17 protein-coding genes are annotated in these 20,031 nt (G+C 66.0%); 10 read left to right on the top strand and 7 right to left on the bottom strand.

Annotated elements, in window-relative coordinates:
- Positions 1-252 precede the first annotated feature (252 nt).
- The 3 genes from J6595_RS17380 to J6595_RS17370 all read right to left on the bottom strand — a co-directional run bounded on the left by J6595_RS17380 (position 253) and on the right by J6595_RS17370 (position 5,691).
- Positions 253-1,461 (bottom strand): porin, encoded by a 1,209-nt coding sequence (locus J6595_RS17380; RefSeq protein WP_209596037.1) that lies wholly within the window; start codon positions 1,459-1,461, stop codon positions 253-255.
- 428 nt (positions 1,462-1,889) lie between these two features.
- Positions 1,890-4,553 carry an AAA family ATPase gene (locus J6595_RS17375; RefSeq protein ID WP_209596035.1) on the bottom strand — a complete coding sequence of 888 codons (2,664 nt, stop codon included), beginning with the start codon at positions 4,551-4,553 and terminating at the stop codon, positions 1,890-1,892.
- 1 nt (position 4,554) lies between these two features.
- Entirely contained in the window at positions 4,555-5,691 is a 1,137-nt protein-coding gene (locus tag J6595_RS17370) for a metallophosphoesterase family protein (RefSeq protein ID WP_245198669.1), read from the bottom strand.
- Between the two features lie 224 nt (positions 5,692-5,915).
- Here J6595_RS17370 and J6595_RS17365 point away from each other — a divergent pair, with 224 nt between their 5' ends.
- Both J6595_RS17365 and J6595_RS17360 read left to right on the top strand, forming a co-directional pair.
- A complete protein-coding gene (locus J6595_RS17365) occupies positions 5,916-6,443 on the top strand; it encodes a gamma carbonic anhydrase family protein (RefSeq protein WP_209596031.1) in 528 nt (175 codons plus the stop codon).
- A 123-nt stretch (positions 6,444-6,566) separates the two neighbouring features.
- Entirely contained in the window at positions 6,567-7,679 is a 1,113-nt protein-coding gene (locus J6595_RS17360; RefSeq protein WP_209596029.1) for a pyridoxal phosphate-dependent aminotransferase, read from the top strand.
- A 67-nt stretch (positions 7,680-7,746) separates the two neighbouring features.
- On the opposite strand, the gene J6595_RS17355 is transcribed toward J6595_RS17360, so the two are convergent.
- Positions 7,747-8,022: a sel1 repeat family protein gene (locus J6595_RS17355; protein WP_245198667.1), complete on the bottom strand. Its 276-nt coding sequence runs from the start codon at positions 8,020-8,022 to the stop codon at positions 7,747-7,749.
- Positions 8,023-8,512: 490 nt separating this feature from the next.
- Here J6595_RS17355 and J6595_RS17350 point away from each other — a divergent pair, with 490 nt between their 5' ends.
- The 7 genes from J6595_RS17350 (at position 8,513) to J6595_RS17320 (ending at position 16,152) form a co-directional block, all read left to right on the top strand.
- Complete coding sequence (locus J6595_RS17350; RefSeq protein WP_209596028.1) at positions 8,513-8,851, top strand: DUF2147 domain-containing protein; 339 nt, start codon at positions 8,513-8,515, stop codon at positions 8,849-8,851.
- A 222-nt stretch (positions 8,852-9,073) separates the two neighbouring features.
- On the top strand, positions 9,074-9,421 hold the full coding sequence (locus tag J6595_RS17345; protein ID WP_245198665.1) for a DUF2147 domain-containing protein: 348 nt from the start codon (positions 9,074-9,076) through the stop codon (positions 9,419-9,421).
- Positions 9,422-9,758: 337 nt separating this feature from the next.
- On the top strand, positions 9,759-10,382 hold the full coding sequence (locus J6595_RS17340; protein ID WP_209596026.1) for a sulfotransferase: 624 nt from the start codon (positions 9,759-9,761) through the stop codon (positions 10,380-10,382).
- Positions 10,383-10,648: 266 nt separating this feature from the next.
- On the top strand, positions 10,649-10,918 hold the full coding sequence (gene rpsO, locus J6595_RS17335) for a 30S ribosomal protein S15 (protein WP_209596023.1): 270 nt from the start codon (positions 10,649-10,651) through the stop codon (positions 10,916-10,918).
- Positions 10,919-11,335: 417 nt separating this feature from the next.
- Complete coding sequence (gene pnp, locus J6595_RS17330; protein ID WP_209596020.1) at positions 11,336-13,468, top strand: polyribonucleotide nucleotidyltransferase; 2,133 nt, start codon at positions 11,336-11,338, stop codon at positions 13,466-13,468.
- 414 nt (positions 13,469-13,882) lie between these two features.
- Positions 13,883-15,052: a pyridoxal phosphate-dependent aminotransferase gene (locus J6595_RS17325; RefSeq protein WP_209596018.1), complete on the top strand. Its 1,170-nt coding sequence runs from the start codon at positions 13,883-13,885 to the stop codon at positions 15,050-15,052.
- Positions 15,049-16,152: an AbrB family transcriptional regulator gene (locus J6595_RS17320; RefSeq protein ID WP_342453237.1), complete on the top strand. Its 1,104-nt coding sequence runs from the start codon at positions 15,049-15,051 to the stop codon at positions 16,150-16,152. Before J6595_RS17325 ends, J6595_RS17320 begins: the two co-directional genes overlap by 4 nt.
- 43 nt (positions 16,153-16,195) lie before the next feature.
- On the opposite strand, the gene J6595_RS17315 is transcribed toward J6595_RS17320, so the two are convergent.
- From J6595_RS17315 to J6595_RS17305, 3 genes are all read right to left on the bottom strand, one after another.
- Entirely contained in the window at positions 16,196-16,573 is a 378-nt protein-coding gene (locus J6595_RS17315) for a cupin domain-containing protein (protein WP_209596008.1), read from the bottom strand.
- 50 nt (positions 16,574-16,623) lie between these two features.
- Positions 16,624-17,901 carry a 5-aminolevulinate synthase gene (gene hemA, locus J6595_RS17310; protein WP_209596123.1) on the bottom strand — a complete coding sequence of 426 codons (1,278 nt, stop codon included), beginning with the start codon at positions 17,899-17,901 and terminating at the stop codon, positions 16,624-16,626.
- Positions 17,902-18,292: 391 nt separating this feature from the next.
- A complete protein-coding gene (locus J6595_RS17305) occupies positions 18,293-18,514 on the bottom strand; it encodes a hypothetical protein (RefSeq protein ID WP_209596006.1) in 222 nt (73 codons plus the stop codon).
- Positions 18,515-18,712: 198 nt separating this feature from the next.
- Here J6595_RS17305 and J6595_RS17300 point away from each other — a divergent pair, with 198 nt between their 5' ends.
- Positions 18,713-20,029, top strand: coding sequence for an NAD(P)H-dependent oxidoreductase (locus J6595_RS17300; RefSeq protein ID WP_209596004.1), 1,317 nt, complete (start codon positions 18,713-18,715; stop codon positions 20,027-20,029).
- Positions 20,030-20,031 lie beyond the last annotated feature (2 nt).

Here is a 20,031-nt window from a genome sequence, read left to right as displayed (position 1 = left end):
GTTTTGTCGGTATGTTCCAGTTTCTCGGATGAACCCGGGAATGACGTCGGGTCGAACGGTGCGCCTTCTGATCCAGGTCGTGGCCGGCGCTCGAACATCGTGTTGCGCAATCAGGCGCCTCAGAGGACGCGGAGCGCTCTGAGAACCGCCCTGCCCCAGGGCGAGACAGCAATCATCGAAATGCCTGAACGAAAAAGGCCCGGCGCATTGCGCCGGGCCTTCATCAGATTGCTTCAGCTTTCGCCGCTTCGATTAGAAGGAGCGGACGAACTGGATGAAGCCAGCCGTCTGGTCGAGGCTGTCGCTGTCGTCGCCGATCAGGTCGGCGTCGAGCTTGGTGTAGGAGATTTCGGCCAGCATGTCGAAGTTCTTGGTGATCTCGTAGCCGACGTTGCCGACGACCTTGTAGTACTTGCCGTTGTCGGCAACCAGGACGTCCGAGTCGTTGTAGTAGTCGAACGTCTGGCCGTAAGCACCCGAGAGCGCGACGCCGAGCTTGCCGAAGCTCTGGGCGTAGCCCGCACCGACCTGCCACTCGACCGGAAGAGTGCTGACCGCCGTGGCGAAAGCATCGCTGCCGAGACCATTGAAGATGCCGATGGTCATGTAAGACGACGGATCGAAAGCGTAACCACCCTCGACGCGGAGCTCGGAGTCGGTGGCGATGAGATCCTTGAGGCTCAGGCCGCCCTTCAGAGCGAACGCGCCGTCCTGGCCGGGCTGCACACCGAAGATGGTGTCGCCATCGCTGTCGAGACCGGCGATCGGCAGGCCGTCGCCACGCTCGGCTTCGTCATACGAACCAGCGATGTAGGCGCGGCCCCAGCCACCGGCATAGGCCAGACGACCAACAACGTCGGGCTTCCAGTCGCCCGTTGCGTCGTCTTCGATCGACACCGCAGCCGAGAAACCGTTCGCAGCGTAGGTGTAGGAGATGCGGTTGACCTGGAAGTCGCCGAGCGCGAGGTCGGTATCGGTCAGGAGACCGTCGTCCTCGGTCCAGAGGGTGTCGAGGTAACCCATGGTCAGGCCACCGAGCTGGATGTAGCCCATGTCCATCGCATAGCCGGCGTCTTCACCGGGAACGCCGCCGTTGCTGGCCTGAACGCGAGCGAAGGCGCGCAGGGTGCCGAGCTCGGTCTCTTCACGAGCGTCGAAGTTCAGACGAACGCGGACGGTCGAGTTGACCGAGTAGTTGTCGCCCTCGTCGTTGGTGAGGAATTCCGTGCCTGCATCGTCCGTGACGCCGCCGAAAGCGGTGATCTTGTAACGGACGTAGCCGTTGATCGACAGGCAGGTCTCGGTGCCCGGGATGTAGTAGAAGCCGGTGCCGTAGACGTCGCAAACCTTGACGTAATCCGTGGGCTCCGGTGCAACCGGAACGATGACGTCCGCAGCGCGGGCGCCGGAAACTGCGACGAGGGCCGCAGCGGAGCCGAGAAGAAGGCTCTTAATGTTCATGTCCTGACCTCCAGTCAATTAATAGGTTAGGGTTGGGCCTTGTATGAAGGACAGCCTTCCCTGCCCCATCCCCTCTTTGAAAGTCCGAAGCCGTTTGCCCCCGCGATCTTTCTGAAAGCGACAATATCCACACGCGGATTCGATGCAATCGCATAAAGGACACACTGGGCCTCTTGGGACGCTTTGGACACACCCCTGTTGCGCCGATGCCACTTTTTCATTCACCCACCAGTAACCACACGCTCAGATCCGGCGTTTCTGGGCGTTTTTCGCGGTTTTTCGCAAGATGGACGGGTCCGACCGCGTCGCTGCCGCTGCGGACGGCCCGTTCTGCGGTGGATTGAAGCTTGCGCCTGGCTTGACGACGGCCGAAAGGCTGTTTCGGCATCGCTTTCGCATTGACGCGGTTTTGGCTTCCGACCAGCGAATCAGAGCCGGAACATCGGCGCGCCGAGGTCGCGAAAATCCCGTTCGCGGCAGGTCAGAACGATGACCTGCAGCTCGCGGGAGGCCGCCCGCAGCACCTCATGCATGCGCTCGAGACGAAGTTCGTCGGTGTTGACCAGCGCATCGTCGAGGATCACCGCAGCCGGATGGCCGCCCTGCTTCAGAACCTGGGCGAGCGCCAGCCGCGTGATCACCGCCACCTGCTCGCGGGCACCCGCCGAAAGCCGGTCGAAGCGCTCCTCGACGCCCTGGCGGCGCAGGCCCCTCAGTTCGAGCGTCTCTTCGTCGAGATCGATATCGCTTTCAGGATGCAAAAGCTTCAGGAAGGGCGCGACGCGGGTCTTGATCGGCCCAAGCCAGTGTTCGCGCGCCGTGCGCTGGGCATCGAGCAGCGTCCGGTAAAGAAGTCGCGCGGCGTCGGCCTCGAGTGACGTCCTTTGCCGCCGGCGTTCGAGATCGGCGATCCGCTCTTCCAGCAATTGCACCGCCTCGCCGACACCGCTGCCGCCGGCCGCGCGCACCTCGCCTTCGAGGCCGATGGTTTCGTCGCGCAAGTGCTGGAGCGTCTGGGAAATCTGGCGGAGCGCCTTTTCGGCCGCCTTGCGCCGGGCTTCGGCGGCCTCCGCGCCTTCCTCCTCGCGCTGACGCTGTGTGAGAGAGAGCCGTCCGCGCTTTGCTTCCAGATCCGCGTCGGCCTCGGCCAGCCGCTCCGACAGGGCCGCGCGCGAGAGGCCCGCCTCGGCAGCCTCGACATCAGCACGGGCCCGCTCGGCCTGCGACTTGAAGTGGGTGAGGTCGCTTTCGGCGCTGACCCTTGCAAGGGTCGCCGCCTCGCTTTCGCGCGATGCGATCCGCAGGGCCTCGTCGGCTGCGGCCGCATTGCGGCGTGCCGTCTCCAGCGCGGCGACGAGACGGTCCCCTGCGGTCTCGCTATCGTCGGCCAGATTGCCGGCGCCGTCCGGCTCGCCGGCAACGGCTGCCGTCAGCCGGCCGACGGCCGCCTCGGCGGCGCCAAGCCGCGCCCTCGCCGCATCGAGCCCCTCCGGCACGAGGGCGTCCCGGCGGGTGGACAAAAGTTTGAGCTCCGCTTCAAGCTCCTGACGCTTGGCGAAAAGCCGGCGGGCATCGGCTTCGCTTTCGGACCCGCATGCCTTCAAAAGCTTGTCCAGCGCGCCCGTCGCCTCGCGCAGTTCCGATTCCAGATTGGCCGCGCCGCCGCCGGGTTCGATCGTCACGGCGCCGAAACCCTCGAGAAGAAAGCGGCTGGGCGAGACGACGCGCTGGGTCTCACCGGAAAGGATCGCTCTTCCGTCCGGCGCGCGGACGCCGCCGCCCGCTTCCGGTTCGAAGGTCACCGCCGGCGCGGCGACCTGCAGCCGCACCTCGCAGTCGCGCCGAGCGCGCTCGGCCCTGTCGATGGCTGTCAGCGCCTTCTGGTCGATTGCGATGAGATCGCGCCTCGCAAGGAGGGCGGCGATCTTTTCGGCCAGGTTTCCGGCTTGCTCGACGACACTGCGGAGCCGGTCGCGCGCCGCGCTCTCGCGGGCAAGATCGGCGCGCCGGCGATGGGCCTCGTGGCGGTCCTCGGCCGATTTGAGCGCGGCGCGCGCGTCGTCATGGGCCTTGGCGGCGGCGCTGACCGTCTCGGCCGCGCTGCGGGCCGCCGCGTCGATCTCGGCGAAATCGGCGGCAGCGGCCTCGAACGCCTTCTGCGACGCGGCGGACTGCGCGGTCAGATGATCGCGCCGCTTCAGTGCCTCGACGGCGCCGGCCCGCATCGCCTCGGCCTGCTTCACCGCCGCGTGTGCCGCCTGCCATTCCCGGTCCCGGTCCTCGGCACGGCGCAAGGCGGCCTCGGCCGCGCGCAGCGCCTCGCTCGCCTTCTCAAGCGTCTTTGCGTCCTCATAGCCCTTCAGCGCCCGGCGGCGATCCTCCAGACGCTTCAGCTTCTGCTCCAGTTCGCCGAAGGCCGCGCGCTTTTGCGAAAGCTCCTGCCGGGCGGTGGCGAGCTCGTCGTCGATCGCCTTCAGCGGCGCATTCGCGCCGATCCGGCCGGTGGCGGTGAAGTGCCGGTCGTTCAGCGCCTTCGCCGCGTTGATCAGCGCGCGGCCGCGCTCGCCGCCGAGGATCGTGCCGACCTCGCCTTCGAGGGACGCCGTGACCGCGTCGCGGCCCGCGCCGATGTCGAGGCCGATATTGGAGCGACCCTGCTCGACCCACAAAAGGCCGAAGGCGCCCTGGTGCTCGGAGAGTTTGGAATCGCCCCGCCCCGGATGAACGAAGCCGAGCAGCTCGGCGAGTTTTTCCTCCACCGCATCGCCGGAAACCGGAGACGCCCAGGGCCCGGCGAGTTCGGCGGCCGGGCGGGTGAGAAAACTCTTCGACAACAGATAGTCGGCGCCGTCATGGGAAAAGCCGACCGAGACCGTCGGCCGCCGTCCGTCGCCGCCATAGGGCAGAAAGGCTTCCACCGCTTCGCCGCGCCCGCGATATTTCTGGAAGAAGGCGGCGCGCAGTGCCTTGAGAAGCGTCGACTTGCCGGCCTCGTTGTCGCCGACGACGACGTTGAGGCCGGGATCGAGCCCCTCCAGCGAGGCGTCCATGATGCTGGCGAATTCCGTGACGCGAAGCGACTTCAGATGCATCTCAGCCCTCCGTCCCCGAGAGCCGGCGATGCTCCACATAGGCCATGCGGATCGCCAGCCGCGCGGCTTCGCGTTCGGGATCGGCCGGGTCGGCGGCCTTGGCGCGCAGCGCCTCGATCGCGGTCCTGACGAAACCGGAGAGATCGATCTTATCGAGGTCGTCCTCGTCCGGCTCGTCGAAGAGGTCGTCGTCACGAATGTCGAGAGAGAAGAAGCGGTCGCGCCAGTGGGCGATGGTCTCCTCCAGGCGCACCCTTTCGCGCAGGGAGAGGCTGCCGGCGAGCGTCAGCTTCAAAAGCGTCTTGCCGGGATCGTCGAAGGTCGAAAACGTCGCTTCGAGCCCGCCGGCATCGCCATCGAGGCGCTCGCTTCGCGCGGTCCATCTATAAAGAGCAACCGGCACGCGCTCTATACGGGGCTGGTCGCCCGGCCCGTCGATCTCGACGAGCGCCACATGGCCGGGCTCGTTGGAGGGATAACGATCGGGCTCCGGCGTTCCGGCATAAACCGTCTTCGGAGCGACCTCGGCGAGGAAGCCATGCCAGTCGCCGAGCGCCAGATAGTCGAGCCTGGCGGTCGTCGTGCGGGTCTCGGCGATCGGATTGGCCGCATCGGCGGCCTCCGGCAGCCGGTTTTCCAGCGCGCCATGGGCAAGCCCGACCCTCACCGCACCCGGCGGCGTTTCGGCATGGTCGAACCAGCCGGTCAGGTCGGCACCTTCGTGGCGGCGGACGAGCGGCGCCGGCAGGATGGCGAGGCGCCCGTCCAGAAGATCGATCGCCGCCGGCTCGTCGGCAATGACGACATTGGCAAGGCCCCGCCGGGACAGATGTCCGCGCAGCCGCGCCCAGACGCTGCCGGTCACCGCCGCATCGTGATTTCCGGGCAGGAAGATCCACGGGCCGCGATAGGCCGCCATCTCGTCGAGCACGCGGTTCACGTCCCGTTCGGCGACCGTGTTGTCGTCGAAGGCGTCGCCGGCGACGAGCACGGCATCGACGGCCCGGTCTCGCGCCAGCGCGGCGATCCGCCCGACGGCGGCAAAGCGCGCGGATCGCAATTCGACCCGCCGCTCCTCGTCGAACCCGCCAAAGGGCTTGCCGATCTGCCAGTCCGCCGTGTGGAGAAGTCGGATCATGTGCTGCGTCCCAACGCCGTCGATGCGGGCCGCACGGTGGCCCTCACCCTGTGCGGGTGCAAGACCGCAAGGCCGGGCGTCAACCTTTTCAACGGCTTTCTCGGGAAGACGCATTCCAGCCGGTCCGCATTTCGTCTCTCGGGGCGGGACGTCGCGCCCATGCTTGACCTTCGCCGTCGGCGGCGCGCAAGCTTGCCGCAAAGCAAACCAACGGGAGGACGGCGATGCCGGTCTATCAACTTGGCGAGGATCGCCCGCAGATCGGCGAGGATGTCTTCATCGCACCGAATGCTCAGGTGATCGGGCGGGTGCGGCTCGGCCGGGGCGCCGGCGTCTGGTTTGGCGCGGTCATTCGCGGCGACAATGAGTGGATCGAGATCGGCGAAGCCACCAACGTCCAGGACAATGCCGTCCTGCACAGCGACATGGGCTCGCCGCTGACGATCGCTGCCGGCTGCACCATCGGACACGCCGCGATCGTCCATGGCTGCACGATCGAGGAAAACGTCCTGATCGGCATGGGCGCGACGGTGCTGAACGGCGCGAGAATCGGCAGGAACTCGATCATCGGGGCGAACGCCCTCGTCACCGAAGGCAAGGAGTTTCCCGAAAACTCGCTGATCGTCGGCTCGCCGGCCAAGGCGGTGCGCACGCTCGATGAGGCGGCGGCCGAAAAGCTGCGGGAATCGGCACGCCACTACGAGAAGAACGGCCAGCTTTTTGCCGCCGGCCTGAAGCCGATCGCCGAGTAGCCGAGCCGACCGGCTGCGCGCATCTTTTCGCGAGCGGCAACTGGGCGTAAGACGCATCACCTTCGTGAAACGTCCCTCGCGGCCAGCCGGTAAAGCCGGCCGCGCGACCGCCGGAACCCTGCAATGCTGTTTACCGACCTTGCCCGCTCGCTCCCCGCGACCATCCCCTTCGTCGGCCCGGAGGCGCTGGAGCGGCGCATGGGAGTAAAGTTCCGTGCCCGGCTCGGCGCCAACGAAAGCGTCTTCGGCCCATCGCCGATGGTGCTCGAAGCCATGGCTGAGGCGGCGCGAGAGAGCTGGGCCTATGGCGATCCGGAGCAATACGAGCTGAAGCGCGCGATCGCCGATCACCACGGCATCGGCATGGAGAACATCGCCATCGGCGAGGGCATCGACGGCCTGCTCGGCCATCTCGTCCATCTCGCGGCGGTCCCCGGCGACCGGGTCGTGACCTCCTACGGCGCGTATCCGACCTTCAACTACCACGTCGCCGGCCACGGCGCCCGGCTCGACTTCGTCCCCTACCGGGCGGACGACCACGAGGATCCCGAAGCCCTGGCCGCGCGGGCACGGGATGTCCGTCCAAAGCTTCTCTATTTCGCCAATCCCGACAATCCGACCGGCAGCGTCCATGACGCAGCGACGATCGGGCGGCTGATCGACGCGGTCCCCGAAGAGACCATCCTCGTCCTCGACGAGGCCTATAGTGACCTTGCGCCCGACGGCAGCCTGCCGCCGATCTCGCTGATGCGGCCAAACCTCCTGCGCTTTCGCACCTTTTCGAAGGCCTATGGCATGGCCGGCGTGCGGGTTGCCTATGTCGTCGGGGAACCGGCCGCGATCGCCCAGTTCGACAAGGTCCGCAATCATTTCGGTGTCTCGCGCATGGCCCAGGCCGGTGCGCTCGCCGCGCTCGCCGATCAGGACCATCTCAGGGCGACAATTATAAGGATCGCGCACGCGCGCGAGGAATTGGCCGCGATCGCACGGCGGGCGAACATGACCCCACTTCCCTCCGCCACCAATTTCGTCGCGATCGATTGCGGCGGCAACGGCGACTACGCTCGCACGCTGCTGGCCGCCGTTCTGAAGCGCGGCGTCTTCATCCGCATGCCGGGCGTCGAGCCGCTGGACCGGATGATCCGGGTCTCGGTCGGAACGCCGGACGATCTCGCCCTTTTCGAGGACGCGCTCATGGGCGCCATCGCCGAGGTCGGTCGCCCCACGGCGACCTGAGCCTTAAGCTGGATAGATGGAGCACCGGCGGCAGGCAGCAGCCGGCAGGGCCTCGCGATCGGCGCGCTCAGTGCAGCGTCAACCATTTGCGCGCGGCCCGAAGCGCCGTGGCGATCTCACCCTTCGACATGTCGCAGGCGACTTCCTGGCGATGGGCCGCCGCGCCCTCGGCACCCCTGCGGTCGGCGAGGTTGAAATACATGTGGGCGGCGACGAGATCGACCGCGCCATCACGGCCCAGCGCCGCGCGAAGGCCGAGATTCATCAGAACCGCGCCGTCGACATGGGCAGCGCCGCTGGTCGCGGTGGCGGTGGTGAAAGCGGTGTTGTCGATATGTGCCATGATCCCTGTCCCGTTCCTGGTTTCTTATGGGAAGGATCATCCCGCCATCGCTTGAAGAGGCGCTTAAAATTTTCGCTTAATTCGCCGTGAATGCCGGCAACTGCCGCAAGGGCAAATAAAGTGCACCGCCAGAAAGCGCGGTTGGCTCCTTCCCTCTCTACCGGGCACCGATCAAGCTGAAAGCCGCGAGAACTGCCAGTCCCGGGACGTTGTTCTGACACGCCGATGACACAAGGCCGTGAGCGAACGGCAGGAGCCACCATCTTGCCACATCGAACTGGTGGAGGAACGGCAGCCGCTGGTTGAGCCGCCGCGACGGCGAGTTGGCCCCCGCATGTTTCCAGTCGTAACGACATGGCGCGGAGGCGGCGAAGCACAGCCGCGACGGTTTTCGGGCGACGGCCGGAGCTGCCTGCAGCGGACCATCGACACGATGCCGGCTTGGCCGGGATCCGCAACGAACGATTTGATGACCGAAGGATATGATCCGATGAAATCCCTGATCCTCGCAGCCGCCCTCGCCGCGAGCTTCGCCACGCCCTCGCTCGCCGCCGAGCCGATCCTTGGAAAGTGGCGCGCCCCCGGCGGCGGCATCGTCAGCGTCAGCAATTGCGGCAACAACTTCTGCGCCACGGTGATCACCGGCGAGCACAAGGGCAAGTCGGTCGGCCGGATGAGCGGTTCGGCCGGACAATATACCGGCGAGGTCACCGACCCGCGCGACGACCGCACCTATTCCGGCACGGCCCGCGTCACCGAGACGAAGCTGGAACTGACCGGCTGCGCCCTCAAGGTCTTCTGCAAGACGCAGGTCTGGGTCCGGGTCTAGCGCAAGACTCTGCAAAGCGGCGTCGGCGGACGGCTGACGCCGGCTGGCCGTTGACTGCCGAGCGGCGAGTGACGGTCGCGCCGCTTCCCCGATCATGTGACGAAGCGGCGCAAACGCGGCCACGTGCGAGCCTTTGCTTCGCCGCTGAAAACGGTTTACCTTTACGTAAACGGCGTAAAAACCCATGAAGCATGGCGCCGTCGAACCGGGGAGGAAACCGTCTTGAAAACACTTCTGGCATTCATCACCGCAGGCGCACTGACGGCCTGCGTCTCCAGTGCATTCGCCGCCTCCGCTCCGATCGTCGGGAACTGGCGGACGTCAAGCGGCGAAACCGCCAAGATCGCGCCTTGCGGCAATGCCTATTGCACGACGATCATGACCGGCCAGCACAAGGGCAAGCGGATCGGCCAGATGAGCGGTTCGGGCGCGAGCTACACCGGGCGGATCACCGATCCGTCCAACGGCAAGACCTATGAGGGCAGCGCCCAGGTCAGCGGCAACTCCATGAAGCTGACCGGCTGCGCACTGAAGATCTTCTGCAAGTCGCAGACCTGGACGCGGAAATAGCACCCGCTGTCCCTTTTACTGCGTGATCGGCGGGGGCGACCGATCCGCGGCAAGGCACCGGCGCCGTTCGGCAACGAGCAGCGTCGGTGCCGCGTCACGCCACCCCGGCTTTCTCAAAGTACGCTTCGGGGCTGTCGTGGCCGGCCGGATCAAGGAGAGACCGGCGTCGCGGAAAAGGTAAGGCCGTTCGGGTCGCCGAGGCTTGTCGCGGTCTCTGCGACAGACCGGCGGGAGCATCGGCCTGCATCAATTTACACGCACAGATCGTTTTATTTCTCTTGTCCATTTAAGGTTTTTGTTTCACGATCCGGGCGAGCAGACCCAGTGAGGAGAGCCCATGTCGCAGCAACCGAAGTCGACCTCCGTCTCATGGCACCGTGAAAGCGCCACGCCCGCGGAAAGGACGGTCATCTGTCTCGGCACGGCGCGCGGCGGAACCAGCGCGGTGGGGGGAACGCTGCAGAGGCTCGGTGTCTTCATGGGGAGCAACCTGCCGGACACTTACGAGGACCCCGACTTCATCGGTCAGCCGAACACGACGCGGCTGAAGGCGGTCGACAGCCGCAACGCATCTCATCCGGTCTGGGGTTGGAAGGACCCCCATGCGGCCTTGTATCTCGATGCGCTCATGCCGAAGCTGCGCAACCCTTATCTGATCATCGTGTTCCGGGACCCCGTCGCCTCAGAGACGAATTTCGTGCGTCTCCTGAAGGGGGCCGATCCAAGGCCGAGCCTTGCCGGAACGATGAACCTGCAGCATCGCAATTTCATGCTGGCGATGTATCTGGCGCGGCCGGTTCTGCTCCTGAGCTACGAACGCATCGTGCGCGAGCCCCTGCAGGCCGTGGCGGATATCGCCGAATTCGTGGACCTGCCCTATCCCGACGCAAGGGGACAAGAATCGCTGAAGGCCTTCCTCGCGCCGGGATCCTACAAGAAGCCCGACTATGTCGCCGGCTGACCGCCGACGGCGCGCCTGCGGGCGGAGCGAATATCGCCAAGGCGGCGTTCCATCGACGCTCTGACGACGGCCCCATCCCGGTCGGCAGATCGCTGATGACGGGTCAACCCCGGCCGGCGCCACCCGGCTAGCAATTGTGCGCGCAATCCGTTATATCGCGGCCAGCGATCGCCGCTTTGCGGACGAACGCACTCACGGCCCGTGCTGGACGACATCCCGGCAAAGGGCGTCACGACCCCACGAAAACCAAAAGAAAGGGTATCGCGATGTCGATCACCGCAGAGCGCAAATCCGCGCTCCTGACTGAATATGCGACGAAAGAGGGCGACACCGGTTCGCCCGAAGTGCAGGTTGCGATCCTCACCGAACGGATCAACAACCTGACCGAACACTTCAAGTCCCACAAGAAGGACAACCACTCGCGCCGCGGCCTCTTGAAGATGGTCTCGCAGCGCCGGCGCCTTCTCGACTATCTGAAGTCGCGCGAGGAAAGCCGCTACCAGACGCTGATCCAGCGCCTCGGCCTGCGTCGCTGACCGATCCTTCGGCGGGCCCTCGGCCGCAAGGCGACGAAGGCCCGCCGGTTTTTCACAGCATGATCCCGAAAGGCGAAAGCCGAGATTCCCGGCTGATCATGCGCCTGACAACGATGGAGCGGGATACCGAAGAGGGGCGACCCTCATCCCGCTTTGATCCCGGCCGCAGCGAAAGCGGCCGCACCTGACCCCGAAGCTTCAGTGCCGGACACGGCAGGGCTTCGGACCGCCAAACGGTCACGGGGCAGGATTGCCGGATGCTTCCGGAGGGCCAGACGATGGCCGGGCGCCCGAATGCCGGGCGCCGTGCGAAGCCTCCCGCCGTCTTGCCCGTGGCGCGTTTTGAAAAACGACAAACGTGAAACGACCCGCATGGCCGCCAATGGCGGCGAATTGCGGGGACGAAAGGCAAACCGAATGTTCAAATCCCACAAGGTGGAAATCGACTGGGCCGGCCGCCCGCTCACCCTGGAAACGGGCAAGATCGCCCGCCAGGCCGACGGCGCCGTGCTCGCGACCTATGGCGAAACCGCCGTTCTCGCCACCGTGGTCTCCGAGAAGCAGCCGAAGGTCGGCTTCGACTTCTTCCCGCTCACCGTCAACTATCAGGAAAAGACGTTTGCGGCCGGCAAGATCCCGGGCGGCTTCTTCAAGCGCGAAGGCCGTCCGAGCGAGAAGGAGGTTCTGACCTCCCGCCTGATCGACCGCCCGATCCGCCCTCTCTTCGCCGAGGGCTACAAGAACGACACCCAGGTCGTCCTCACCGTCCTGCAGCATGACCTCGAAAACGATCCCGACATCGTCGCCATGGTCGCAGCTTCCGCTGCCCTGACGCTTTCCGGCGTGCCCTTCATGGGCCCGATCGGCGCTGCCCGCGTCGGCTATATCGGCGGCGAGTACAAGCTCAACCCGCATGTCGACGAGATGGACGAATCCGCTCTCGACCTCGTCGTCGCCGGCACGGGCGATGCCGTTCTGATGGTGGAATCGGAGGCGAACGAGCTCTCCGAGGAGATCATGCTCGGCGCCGTCATGCACGGCCACAAGGGCTTCCAGCCGGTGATCGACGCGATCATCAAGCTCGCCGAAGTCGCCGCCAAGGAGCCGCGCGAGCACAATGTGCCCGATCACTCGGCGCTCGAGGGCGAGATGCTGCAGCTGGCCGAGACCGAGCTGCGCGAGGCCTACAAGAACACCGACAAGCAGGAGCGCTACGCTGCCGTCGACGCGGTGAAGAAGAAGGTGACCGAGCACTTCCTGCCCGAGGGCGCGGAAGAGACCAAATATTCCAAGGAAGAGGTCGGCGCGGTCTTCAAGTCGCTGCAGGCCAAGATCGTCCGCTGGAACATCCTCGACACCTCCTCGCGCATCGACGGCCGTTCGCTCGATACGGTCCGCCAGATCGTCTCGGAAGTCGGCGTCCTGCCGCGCACCCACGGCTCGGCGCTGTTCACCCGCGGCGAGACCCAGGCGCTGGTCGTCGCGACCCTCGGCACCGGCGAGGACGAGCAGTTCATCGACGCCCTGACGGGAACCTACAAGGAGAACTTCCTCCTTCACTACAACTTCCCGCCCTACTCCGTCGGCGAGACCGGCCGCATGGGCTCGCCCGGCCGCCGCGAGATCGGCCACGGCAAGCTCGCCTGGCGGGCGCTCCATCCGCTGCTGCCGGCGCCCGAGCAGTTCCCCTACACGCTGCGCGTCGTCTCGGAGATCACCGAGTCGAACGGTTCGTCCTCGATGGCGACAGTCTGCGGCACCTCGCTGGCGCTGATGGATGCGGGCGTTCCGCTGAAAGCACCGGTGGCCGGCATTGCCATGGGTCTGATCAAGGAAGGTGAGCGCTTCGCCGTCCTCTCCGACATTCTCGGCGACGAGGATCATCTCGGCGACATGGACTTCAAGGTCGCCGGCACGGCGTCGGGCATCACCTCGCTGCAGATGGACATCAAGATCCAGGGCATCACCGAGGAGATCATGAAGATCGCGCTCGGCCAGGCCAAGGGTGGCCGTGAGCACATCCTCGGCGAGATGTCGAAGGCTCTGTCGGAAGGCCGCGCCGAACTCGGCGAGTTCGCACCGCGCATCGAGGTCATGCAGATCCCGACCGACAAGATCCGTGACGTCATCGGCTCGGGCGGCAAGATCATCCGCGAGATCGTCGAAAAGACCGGCGCCAAGATCAACATCGACGACGACGGCACGATCAAGATCGCGTCCGCTTCGGGCAAGGAGATCGAAGCGGCGAAGAAGTGGATCCACTCCATCGTCGCCGAGCCGGAAGTCGGCGAGATCTACGAGGGCACGGTGGTGAAGACCGTCGAATTCGGCGCCTTCGTCAACTTCTTCGGCTCCAAGGACGGCCTCGTCCACATCTCCCAGCTCGCCGCCGACCGCGTCGCCAAGACGACCGACGTCGTCAAGGAAGGCCAGAAGGTCTGGGTCAAGCTCATGGGCTTCGACGAGCGCGGCAAGGTGCGGCTCTCGATGAAGGTCGTGGATCAGACCACCGGTGAAGAGATCAAGAAGACCGCCGACGAAGAGGCGTAAGCCTCACGGCGCTTTTCGAGGCGAAAGCCTCAACGGACATAATGCGCGCGCTCGGGGAAACCCGGGCGCGTTTTCGTTTTGCGGCACCGGAAATGAGAGCATACCGGCGATGAGATTGGCGGATGCGAAAGAAACGAGCGCTTCTCCGAGTTGATCTTGCGCAACCGAGACAGTCGTACTCGGCCAGCGAACCGCTTGCGGGAGAGCAAAATTCCCCAGACCCACCGTGACGAGCCGAAGAAGTCCGGTCGCAGAAAAGCTCCGGCGGAGGCGATCACAACCTCTCGCGCCGCAGCATCGCCGCTTTTCCGCCGGTGATCGGAATGCTATGCCCCAATGAAATCATCAGCGCGGCGACCTGGGTTTGACTTGGTCGCACGGCGCGGAACACCCGACACCTGAAAGCCCCACCCCATGCTCGATCTCACCCGCCTGCGCCGCGAAGCCGTGGAGGCGCCTGAAAGCGGCATTGTTGCCGTCGTCAATCATGCTCGCGGCAAGGAGGGGCTCATCCCCATGTGGGCCGGCGAGGGCGATCTTTCGACGCCGAAGTTCATCGCCGATGCCGCCGCTCACAGCCTCGCCGAGGGCGAGACCTTCTACACCTGGCAGCGCGGGCTGCCGGAGCTGCGCGAGGCGCTGGCCAAGTATTCGAGCCGGCTTTACGGCCAAAATCTCGAATCGGACCGCTTCTTCGTCACCGGATCGGGCATGCATGCGATCCAGCTGGCGCTGATGGCGCTGGCCGGGGCGGGGGACGAGGTCGTCTATATCGGCCCGGTCTGGCCGAATTTCGAGGCGGCGGCCGGGCTGCTCGGCGCCAGCCGGCGGGAGGTGAGCCTCGATTTCGCCGAAGGGCGCTGGCACCTCGATCTCGACAAGCTGAAGAGCGCCATCGGTCCAAACACCAAGGCGCTCTTCGTCAACACGCCGTCTAACCCGACCGGCTGGACCGCCGACCAGGAGACGCTGGCTGGAATCCTGAAGATCGCGCGCGAGGCCGGCGTCGTCATCATCGCCGACGAGATCTATGCGCGCTTCTACTATGACGGCCTGCGCGCGCCCTCGTTTCACGACGTGATGGCGGCCCATGACGCGATCATCTTCATCAATTCCTTCTCCAAGAACTGGGCGATGACCGGCTGGCGCGTCGGCTGGATCGAGACGAGCCCGGCGCTCGGCCAGATCGTCGAGAACCTCATCCAGTATTCGACCTCGGGCGTCGCCGCCTTCATGCAGCGCGGCGCCATCGCCGCCCTCACCCAGGGCGAGGAATTCGTCGAGAACCAGATCGCCCGGGCCGAGACCGCCCGCGACATCTTCTGCGACATCCTGACGGCGACCAACAAGGTCGAGCTGTCGCCGCCCGACGGGGCCTTCTACGCCTTCTTCAAGATCGACGGCGTCACCGATACCCGGGCCGCGGCGTTTCGCATCGTCGATGAGGCGAAGGTCGCAGTCGCACCCGGCACGGCCTTCGGGCCGCAGGGCGCGCCGTTCTTCCGCGCCTGCTTCCACCGCCGGCTCGACGAGGTGGAAGCGGCCGCCCACCGGCTGGCCGAATGGATCGGATATCAGGTGTGACGGGCCGACGTGGCGCCGCCCCGCGCCAGCTGCGTGACCTTGCCATCACCATCGCCGCCGCGCTTGTCGGCGGCGTCGTCGCCAACGCTCTCGCGCTCCCCGTCGCATGGCTGCTCGGCCCGGTCGTCGCAGCGACGCTCTGCAGCCTGTCCGGCCTCGACACGCGGCCGCCGGAATTTCTGAAGACCTTCGCCTTCTTCGTCCTCGGCATTCAGGCCGGCTCCGGCGTCTCGCCGCAGGTGGCATCGCAGATCGCCCTCTGGCCGCTGTCCTTCCTGATCCAGTTCGTCGGCGTCTTTCTCGCCGTCGTCTTGTGCTACGCCTATCTGAGGCGCGGCCTGCGATGGGATCACGCCTCGGCGCTTTTCGCCTCGCTGCCGGGGGCGTTGTCCTTCGTCGTCGCTGCGGCCTCCGAGACCCGGGCCGATATGGGCCGGGTGGTGATCATCCAGTCGATCCGGCTGTTGATGCTGATCGCGGCGCTGGTGCCGCTGCTCGGAGCGCTGGAGGGCGGCGGCGACGTCATGGGCTCGTCGATCCGGCCGTCCGGCGACGGCTCCGCCTTCGAATATGCGCTGATGTTCTCGGCCTGCGCCGTCACGGCCTGGCTCGCGGCAAAGCTGAACATTCCCGGCGGCATGATGCTCGGCGCGCTGATCGGCAGCGCCGTCCTGCACGCGACCGACATCGTTTCTGTCTCGCTGCCCGCCTTTCTCGCCCTGCCGAGCCTCGTTCTTCTCGGCATCATCGTCGGCGCGAGACTGAGCGGCATCAAGATCGGCGCATTCTTAAGACTGCTCGTTCCCTCACTCGGCTGCTTCGCCCTCTCCCTCGTCGGCACGGGGCTGGCCGGGATCGCGGCGGTGGTCTTGGTCGACCTGCCGGCGCCCAACGTCGCGCTCGCCTATGCGCCGGGCGCCCTCGAGGCGCTGACGGTGCTCGCCTTCCAGTTCGACATCGATCCCGCCTATGTCGCCGCCCATCACGTGGTGCGGTTTTTCGCCATCGCCATGGTGGTGCCGTTCCTCGCCAAGCGCGTTTCGCGCCGCGAGGCGCGCGAGAACGCCGGCGGCGACACGATCAGCGCGCCGGGCGAATGAACGGTTACCGCTGGCGAGGGGCGAAAGCCACGGCCCGTCCCGGTCAGGCATCGACAGAGGCGTAGAGGTCCGGGTTCGGGGCTTCCGCCTCGCCGCCATCCGGCCCCCAGAAGATCACCCAGGTGGTGAAGTCGTCGGACATGTTTTCGAAGCGATGCTCTTCGCCGGCGGCGACGAACAGCGCGTCGCCGACCTTGGCCGAAAACCGCTCGCCCTCGTGGACGAAGTCGCTGTCGCCGGAGGCGATGATATAGAGTTCGTCCTGGCTGTGGGGGGGCTGGCGATCCAGCCCGCGCGGCGCGAAAAGCTGCAGCGACATGGTGCCATGGGCCATCGCCTCGACGTCGAATCGCCCGTCGGGCCACGCGTTCGTGGCCGGTTGCGGCAATCGCGAGATCAGTTCGGCGAAGGAGGCTTTCATCGGCGGATCCTCGACAGGGCGGATCCGCGGTTCGAAGCGACGCGGATCTTTCAGCCGCCGGCCTGGGAAACGACCAGCGGTGTGACCTTCTCCGAACGTTCAAGGCTGACCGGGCGTTCCGCCGCAAACGGAATGCCGAGGGCGTTCCAGGTCTCGACCAGTGCGTCACGCAGGGTCGCGATCAGCGTGTCGTCATGGAGCGGTGTCGGCGTGATCCGCAGCCGCTCGGTCCCGCGCGGCACGGTCGGATAGTTGATCGGCTGGATATAGATTCCGTGTTCCGAAAGCAGCCGGTCGCTCGCCTTCTTGCACAGCTCCGGATCGCCGACGGCAACCGGCACGATGTGGGTGTCGGAAGTCATCACCGGCAGGCCGGCGGAAGCGAAGATCGCCTTGGCCTGGGCGGCCTGGCGCTGCTGGGCATCGCGCTCGACCTGGCTGGTCTTGAGATGGCGGATCGAGGCGGTCGCCGCGGCGGCGAGTGCCGGCGGCAGGGCGGTGGTGAAGATGAAGCCGGGCGCATAGGAGCGAACCGCGTCGATCAGCGCCTTCGAGCCGGTGATATAGCCGCCGAGTACGCCGAAGGCCTTGGCGAGCGTTCCCTCGATGACGTCGATCCTGTGGGCGACCCCGTCGCGCTCGGAGATGCCGCCCCCGCGAGGGCCGTACATGCCGACGGCGTGGACCTCGTCGATATAGGTCATGGCGTTGTATTTGTCGGCGAGATCGCAGATCGCGCCGATCGGGGCGACGTCGCCATCCATCGAATAGACGCTTTCGAAGACGATCAGCTTCGGCCGGTCGGGCTCGGCTGCGGCGAGAAGCTCTTCGAGATGGGCAAGGTCGTTGTGGCGGAACACCTGCTTCTTGGCGCCGGACTTCCGGACGCCCTCGATCATCGAGGCGTGGTTGAGCTCGTCGGAGAGGATTAGGCAGTTCGGCAGGAGCTTGGCGATGGTCGAGATCGAGGCCTCGTTGGAAACGAAGCCGGAGGTGAAGACCAGCGCGGCTTCCTTGCCGTGCAGGTCGGCGAGCTCGAGCTCCAGCTCGACCAGCGGGTGGTTGGTGCCGGAGATGTTGCGCGTGCCGCCCGCCCCCGAGCCCATCACGCCGGCCGTCTCGGTCATTGCGCCGATGACGTCTGGATGCTGGCCCATGCCGAGATAGTCGTTCGAACACCACACGGTGATTTCGCGCGCGTCGCCCTCGTGCCGCCAGATCGCCTTCGGAAAGCGGCCGGCAATTCGCTCCAGATCGGCAAAGACCCGATAGCGACGCTCGGCGTGAAGAGCCTCGATCGCGGAATCGAAATGGCGCTGGTAGTCAATCATCGTGCACTCCTGATCGGAATGGTTCTAAGACCGCCCACGCGGCTTGTCCACATCCCTGGCCATCTCGGCCGCCAACGACTGTCCAATCTATATGACACATATTCCAAGGTGGATGACAACCCGAATTGACACTCACGGGTCGACACCGACATTCCGCCCCCCATCGGGCTGTGGTTCGGATCGGTCGCAAAGGGCGGTCGTCGTCACCCTGCGCCCGCAGTCGTCCTTCGCTTCAACCTTCAAACGGCGGTTCGTCAGCCGTCGCATGCGCGCAGCCCCCGCGTTGGCCCACATGGCGCCCTTCGCTCTCCACCTTGGCGGTGTGATCGGTTTATCTAAGCCAGGCCGGTGAGTTCGACCTTGAACAAAACCGCCAACATACCGGCGTTCAGCGGTCTGATTCGGCGAACTGACCAGGCGGCTCCTCCCGCTCCGCCGTCTCGGCCGGCTCGCCTTGCCGCTCGTTCGACATGTCGGATTCGAGCGTGTCGGTGGCCGCGTCGCGGCGAGCACGCAGCTGGACCTTGCGCCGCATGAGATTGGCGCGCAGCGCCTTCTGGAGGCGCGCTTCGCGGCTGGACTTGGCCTTGTCGGAAGGGGCTTTTGTCATGGCCCGGATGTATCGATTCCAAAGTGGAAAGGCCAGACTTTGAACAGCGCCAGGGGCCATCACGCCTTCGCGAGCGTCGCCAAGTCCCATGCCAGCGGGTGACAAAGCCCTGTCCAAACCGGTAGATCGGCGTTTGATGAAGAAGCGTCGGCTTTGCCGCGGCTCAAATGCGGCGAGATGCCGGGGGGAAGCTAGACCATGATCGACCGCATCGGCTTTGCCGCCGAACTCGCCGCCTATACGGACCGCAACGGACCCGTGACGATCGGACTTGCCGGCGCCGGCCAGATGGGCACGGACATCGTCGTGCAATCCGCGCTGATGACCGGGGTGCGCGTCGGCGCGATCGCGGCCAACCGGCCGACGCGGCCGATGGCGGCGATCGCCATGGCCGGTTTCGACGAAGCCCATGGCGTCGTCGCCTCGTCGCCTTCTGCGATCGACGCGGCGATCGAGGCCGGTAAGATCGCGGTGACCGACGACATCGCCGCGCTTTGTGCGAGCGGCCGGATCGATGTCGTCGTCGATGCGACCGGCAGCCCCGAGATCGGGACGCGGCTCGCCCTACTCGCCATCGAGAACGGCAAGCACATCGTCATGTTGAACGTCGAGGCGGACATCACCGTCGGCCGGCTTCTTGCAAGACGGGCCAAGGCGGCCGGCACGGTCTACACCGGCTCGGCCGGCGACGAACCGGCCGCGACGCTGGAGCTGATTTCCTTCGCCCAGTCGCTGGGCATGGATGTGATCGCCGCCGGCAAGGGCAAGAACAACCCGCTGCGCCATGACGCCGTGCCCGAGGAATACGAGGAAGAGGCGCGCTTGCGGGAGATGAACGCCCGCATGCTCGTCGAGTTCATCGACGGTTCGAAGACGATGGTCGAGATGACGGCGATCGCCAATTCCACCGGCCTCATCCCCGACGTGCCGGGCATGCACGGCCCGGAGGCGACGCTCGACAATCTCGCCCAGACCCTGTGCGAAGAGGCCGATGGCGGGGTTCTATCGGCAGCAGGACGCGTCGATTACACGATCGGCAAGGGCGTCGCGCCGGGGGTGTTTTGCGTGGTCAAGCCGCGTCACCCGCGCGCGATCGAGCGCATGGCCGATCTCAAGGTCGGTCCCGGCCCCTGCTTCGCTCTCGTGCGGCCGTTTCATCTGACGAGCCTCGAGACGCCGCTTTCGGCGGCGCGCGCGGTGATGCACCGGCGGCCGGACATGGTCCCGGTCGATCGGCCGGTCGCAGAGTGCGGCGCCGTGGCCAAACGAGCGCTTGGCGAAGGCGAGATCCTCGGCCGGATCGGCATGGCGGATTATCGCGGCTATGCGCTGGAATGGCGCGACGCCAGAGGCAAACGCGCGCTTCCCCTCGGCCTGGCCGAACATGCCCGCGTGACCCGGCCGATCGCCGTCGGCGAGCTTCTCACCCACGACAATTGCGCATGGGACGAGACCCTGCTCGTCACGCGGATGCGCGCCGAACTCGACGCTGCCGATGGCGTGACAGACGGCTGACG

It is taken from the genome of Jiella mangrovi (genome assembly GCF_017815135.1).
In the GTDB taxonomy this organism is placed as follows: Bacteria; Pseudomonadota; Alphaproteobacteria; order Rhizobiales; family Rhizobiaceae; genus Jiella; species Jiella mangrovi.
Note: the sequence above shows the minus strand (reverse complement) of the source record. Positions and strands in the feature narration are given on the sequence as shown.

What these genes read in the sequence shown, in the direction of transcription:
- J6595_RS17365 (WP_209596031.1), top strand. Translation starts at nt 5,916, where the DNA reads ATGCCGGTCTATCAACTTGGCGAGGATCGCCCGCAGATCGGCGAGGAT.
- J6595_RS17380 (WP_209596037.1), bottom strand. Translation starts at nt 1,461, where the DNA reads ATGAACATTAAGAGCCTTCTTCTCGGCTCCGCTGCGGCCCTCGTCGCA.
- J6595_RS17325 (WP_209596018.1), top strand. Translation starts at nt 13,883, where the DNA reads ATGCTCGATCTCACCCGCCTGCGCCGCGAAGCCGTGGAGGCGCCTGAA.
- J6595_RS17315 (WP_209596008.1), bottom strand. Translation starts at nt 16,573, where the DNA reads ATGAAAGCCTCCTTCGCCGAACTGATCTCGCGATTGCCGCAACCGGCC.
- J6595_RS17340 (WP_209596026.1), top strand. Translation starts at nt 9,759, where the DNA reads ATGTCGCAGCAACCGAAGTCGACCTCCGTCTCATGGCACCGTGAAAGC.
- J6595_RS17375 (WP_209596035.1), bottom strand. Translation starts at nt 4,553, where the DNA reads ATGCATCTGAAGTCGCTTCGCGTCACGGAATTCGCCAGCATCATGGAC.
- rpsO (WP_209596023.1), top strand. Translation starts at nt 10,649, where the DNA reads ATGTCGATCACCGCAGAGCGCAAATCCGCGCTCCTGACTGAATATGCG.
- pnp (WP_209596020.1), top strand. Translation starts at nt 11,336, where the DNA reads ATGTTCAAATCCCACAAGGTGGAAATCGACTGGGCCGGCCGCCCGCTC.
- J6595_RS17300 (WP_209596004.1), top strand. Translation starts at nt 18,713, where the DNA reads ATGATCGACCGCATCGGCTTTGCCGCCGAACTCGCCGCCTATACGGAC.
- J6595_RS17370 (WP_245198669.1), bottom strand. Translation starts at nt 5,691, where the DNA reads ATGATCCGACTTCTCCACACGGCGGACTGGCAGATCGGCAAGCCCTTT.
- J6595_RS17305 (WP_209596006.1), bottom strand. Translation starts at nt 18,514, where the DNA reads ATGACAAAAGCCCCTTCCGACAAGGCCAAGTCCAGCCGCGAAGCGCGC.
- J6595_RS17360 (WP_209596029.1), top strand. Translation starts at nt 6,567, where the DNA reads ATGCTGTTTACCGACCTTGCCCGCTCGCTCCCCGCGACCATCCCCTTC.
- J6595_RS17355 (WP_245198667.1), bottom strand. Translation starts at nt 8,022, where the DNA reads ATGGCACATATCGACAACACCGCTTTCACCACCGCCACCGCGACCAGC.
- J6595_RS17350 (WP_209596028.1), top strand. Translation starts at nt 8,513, where the DNA reads ATGAAATCCCTGATCCTCGCAGCCGCCCTCGCCGCGAGCTTCGCCACG.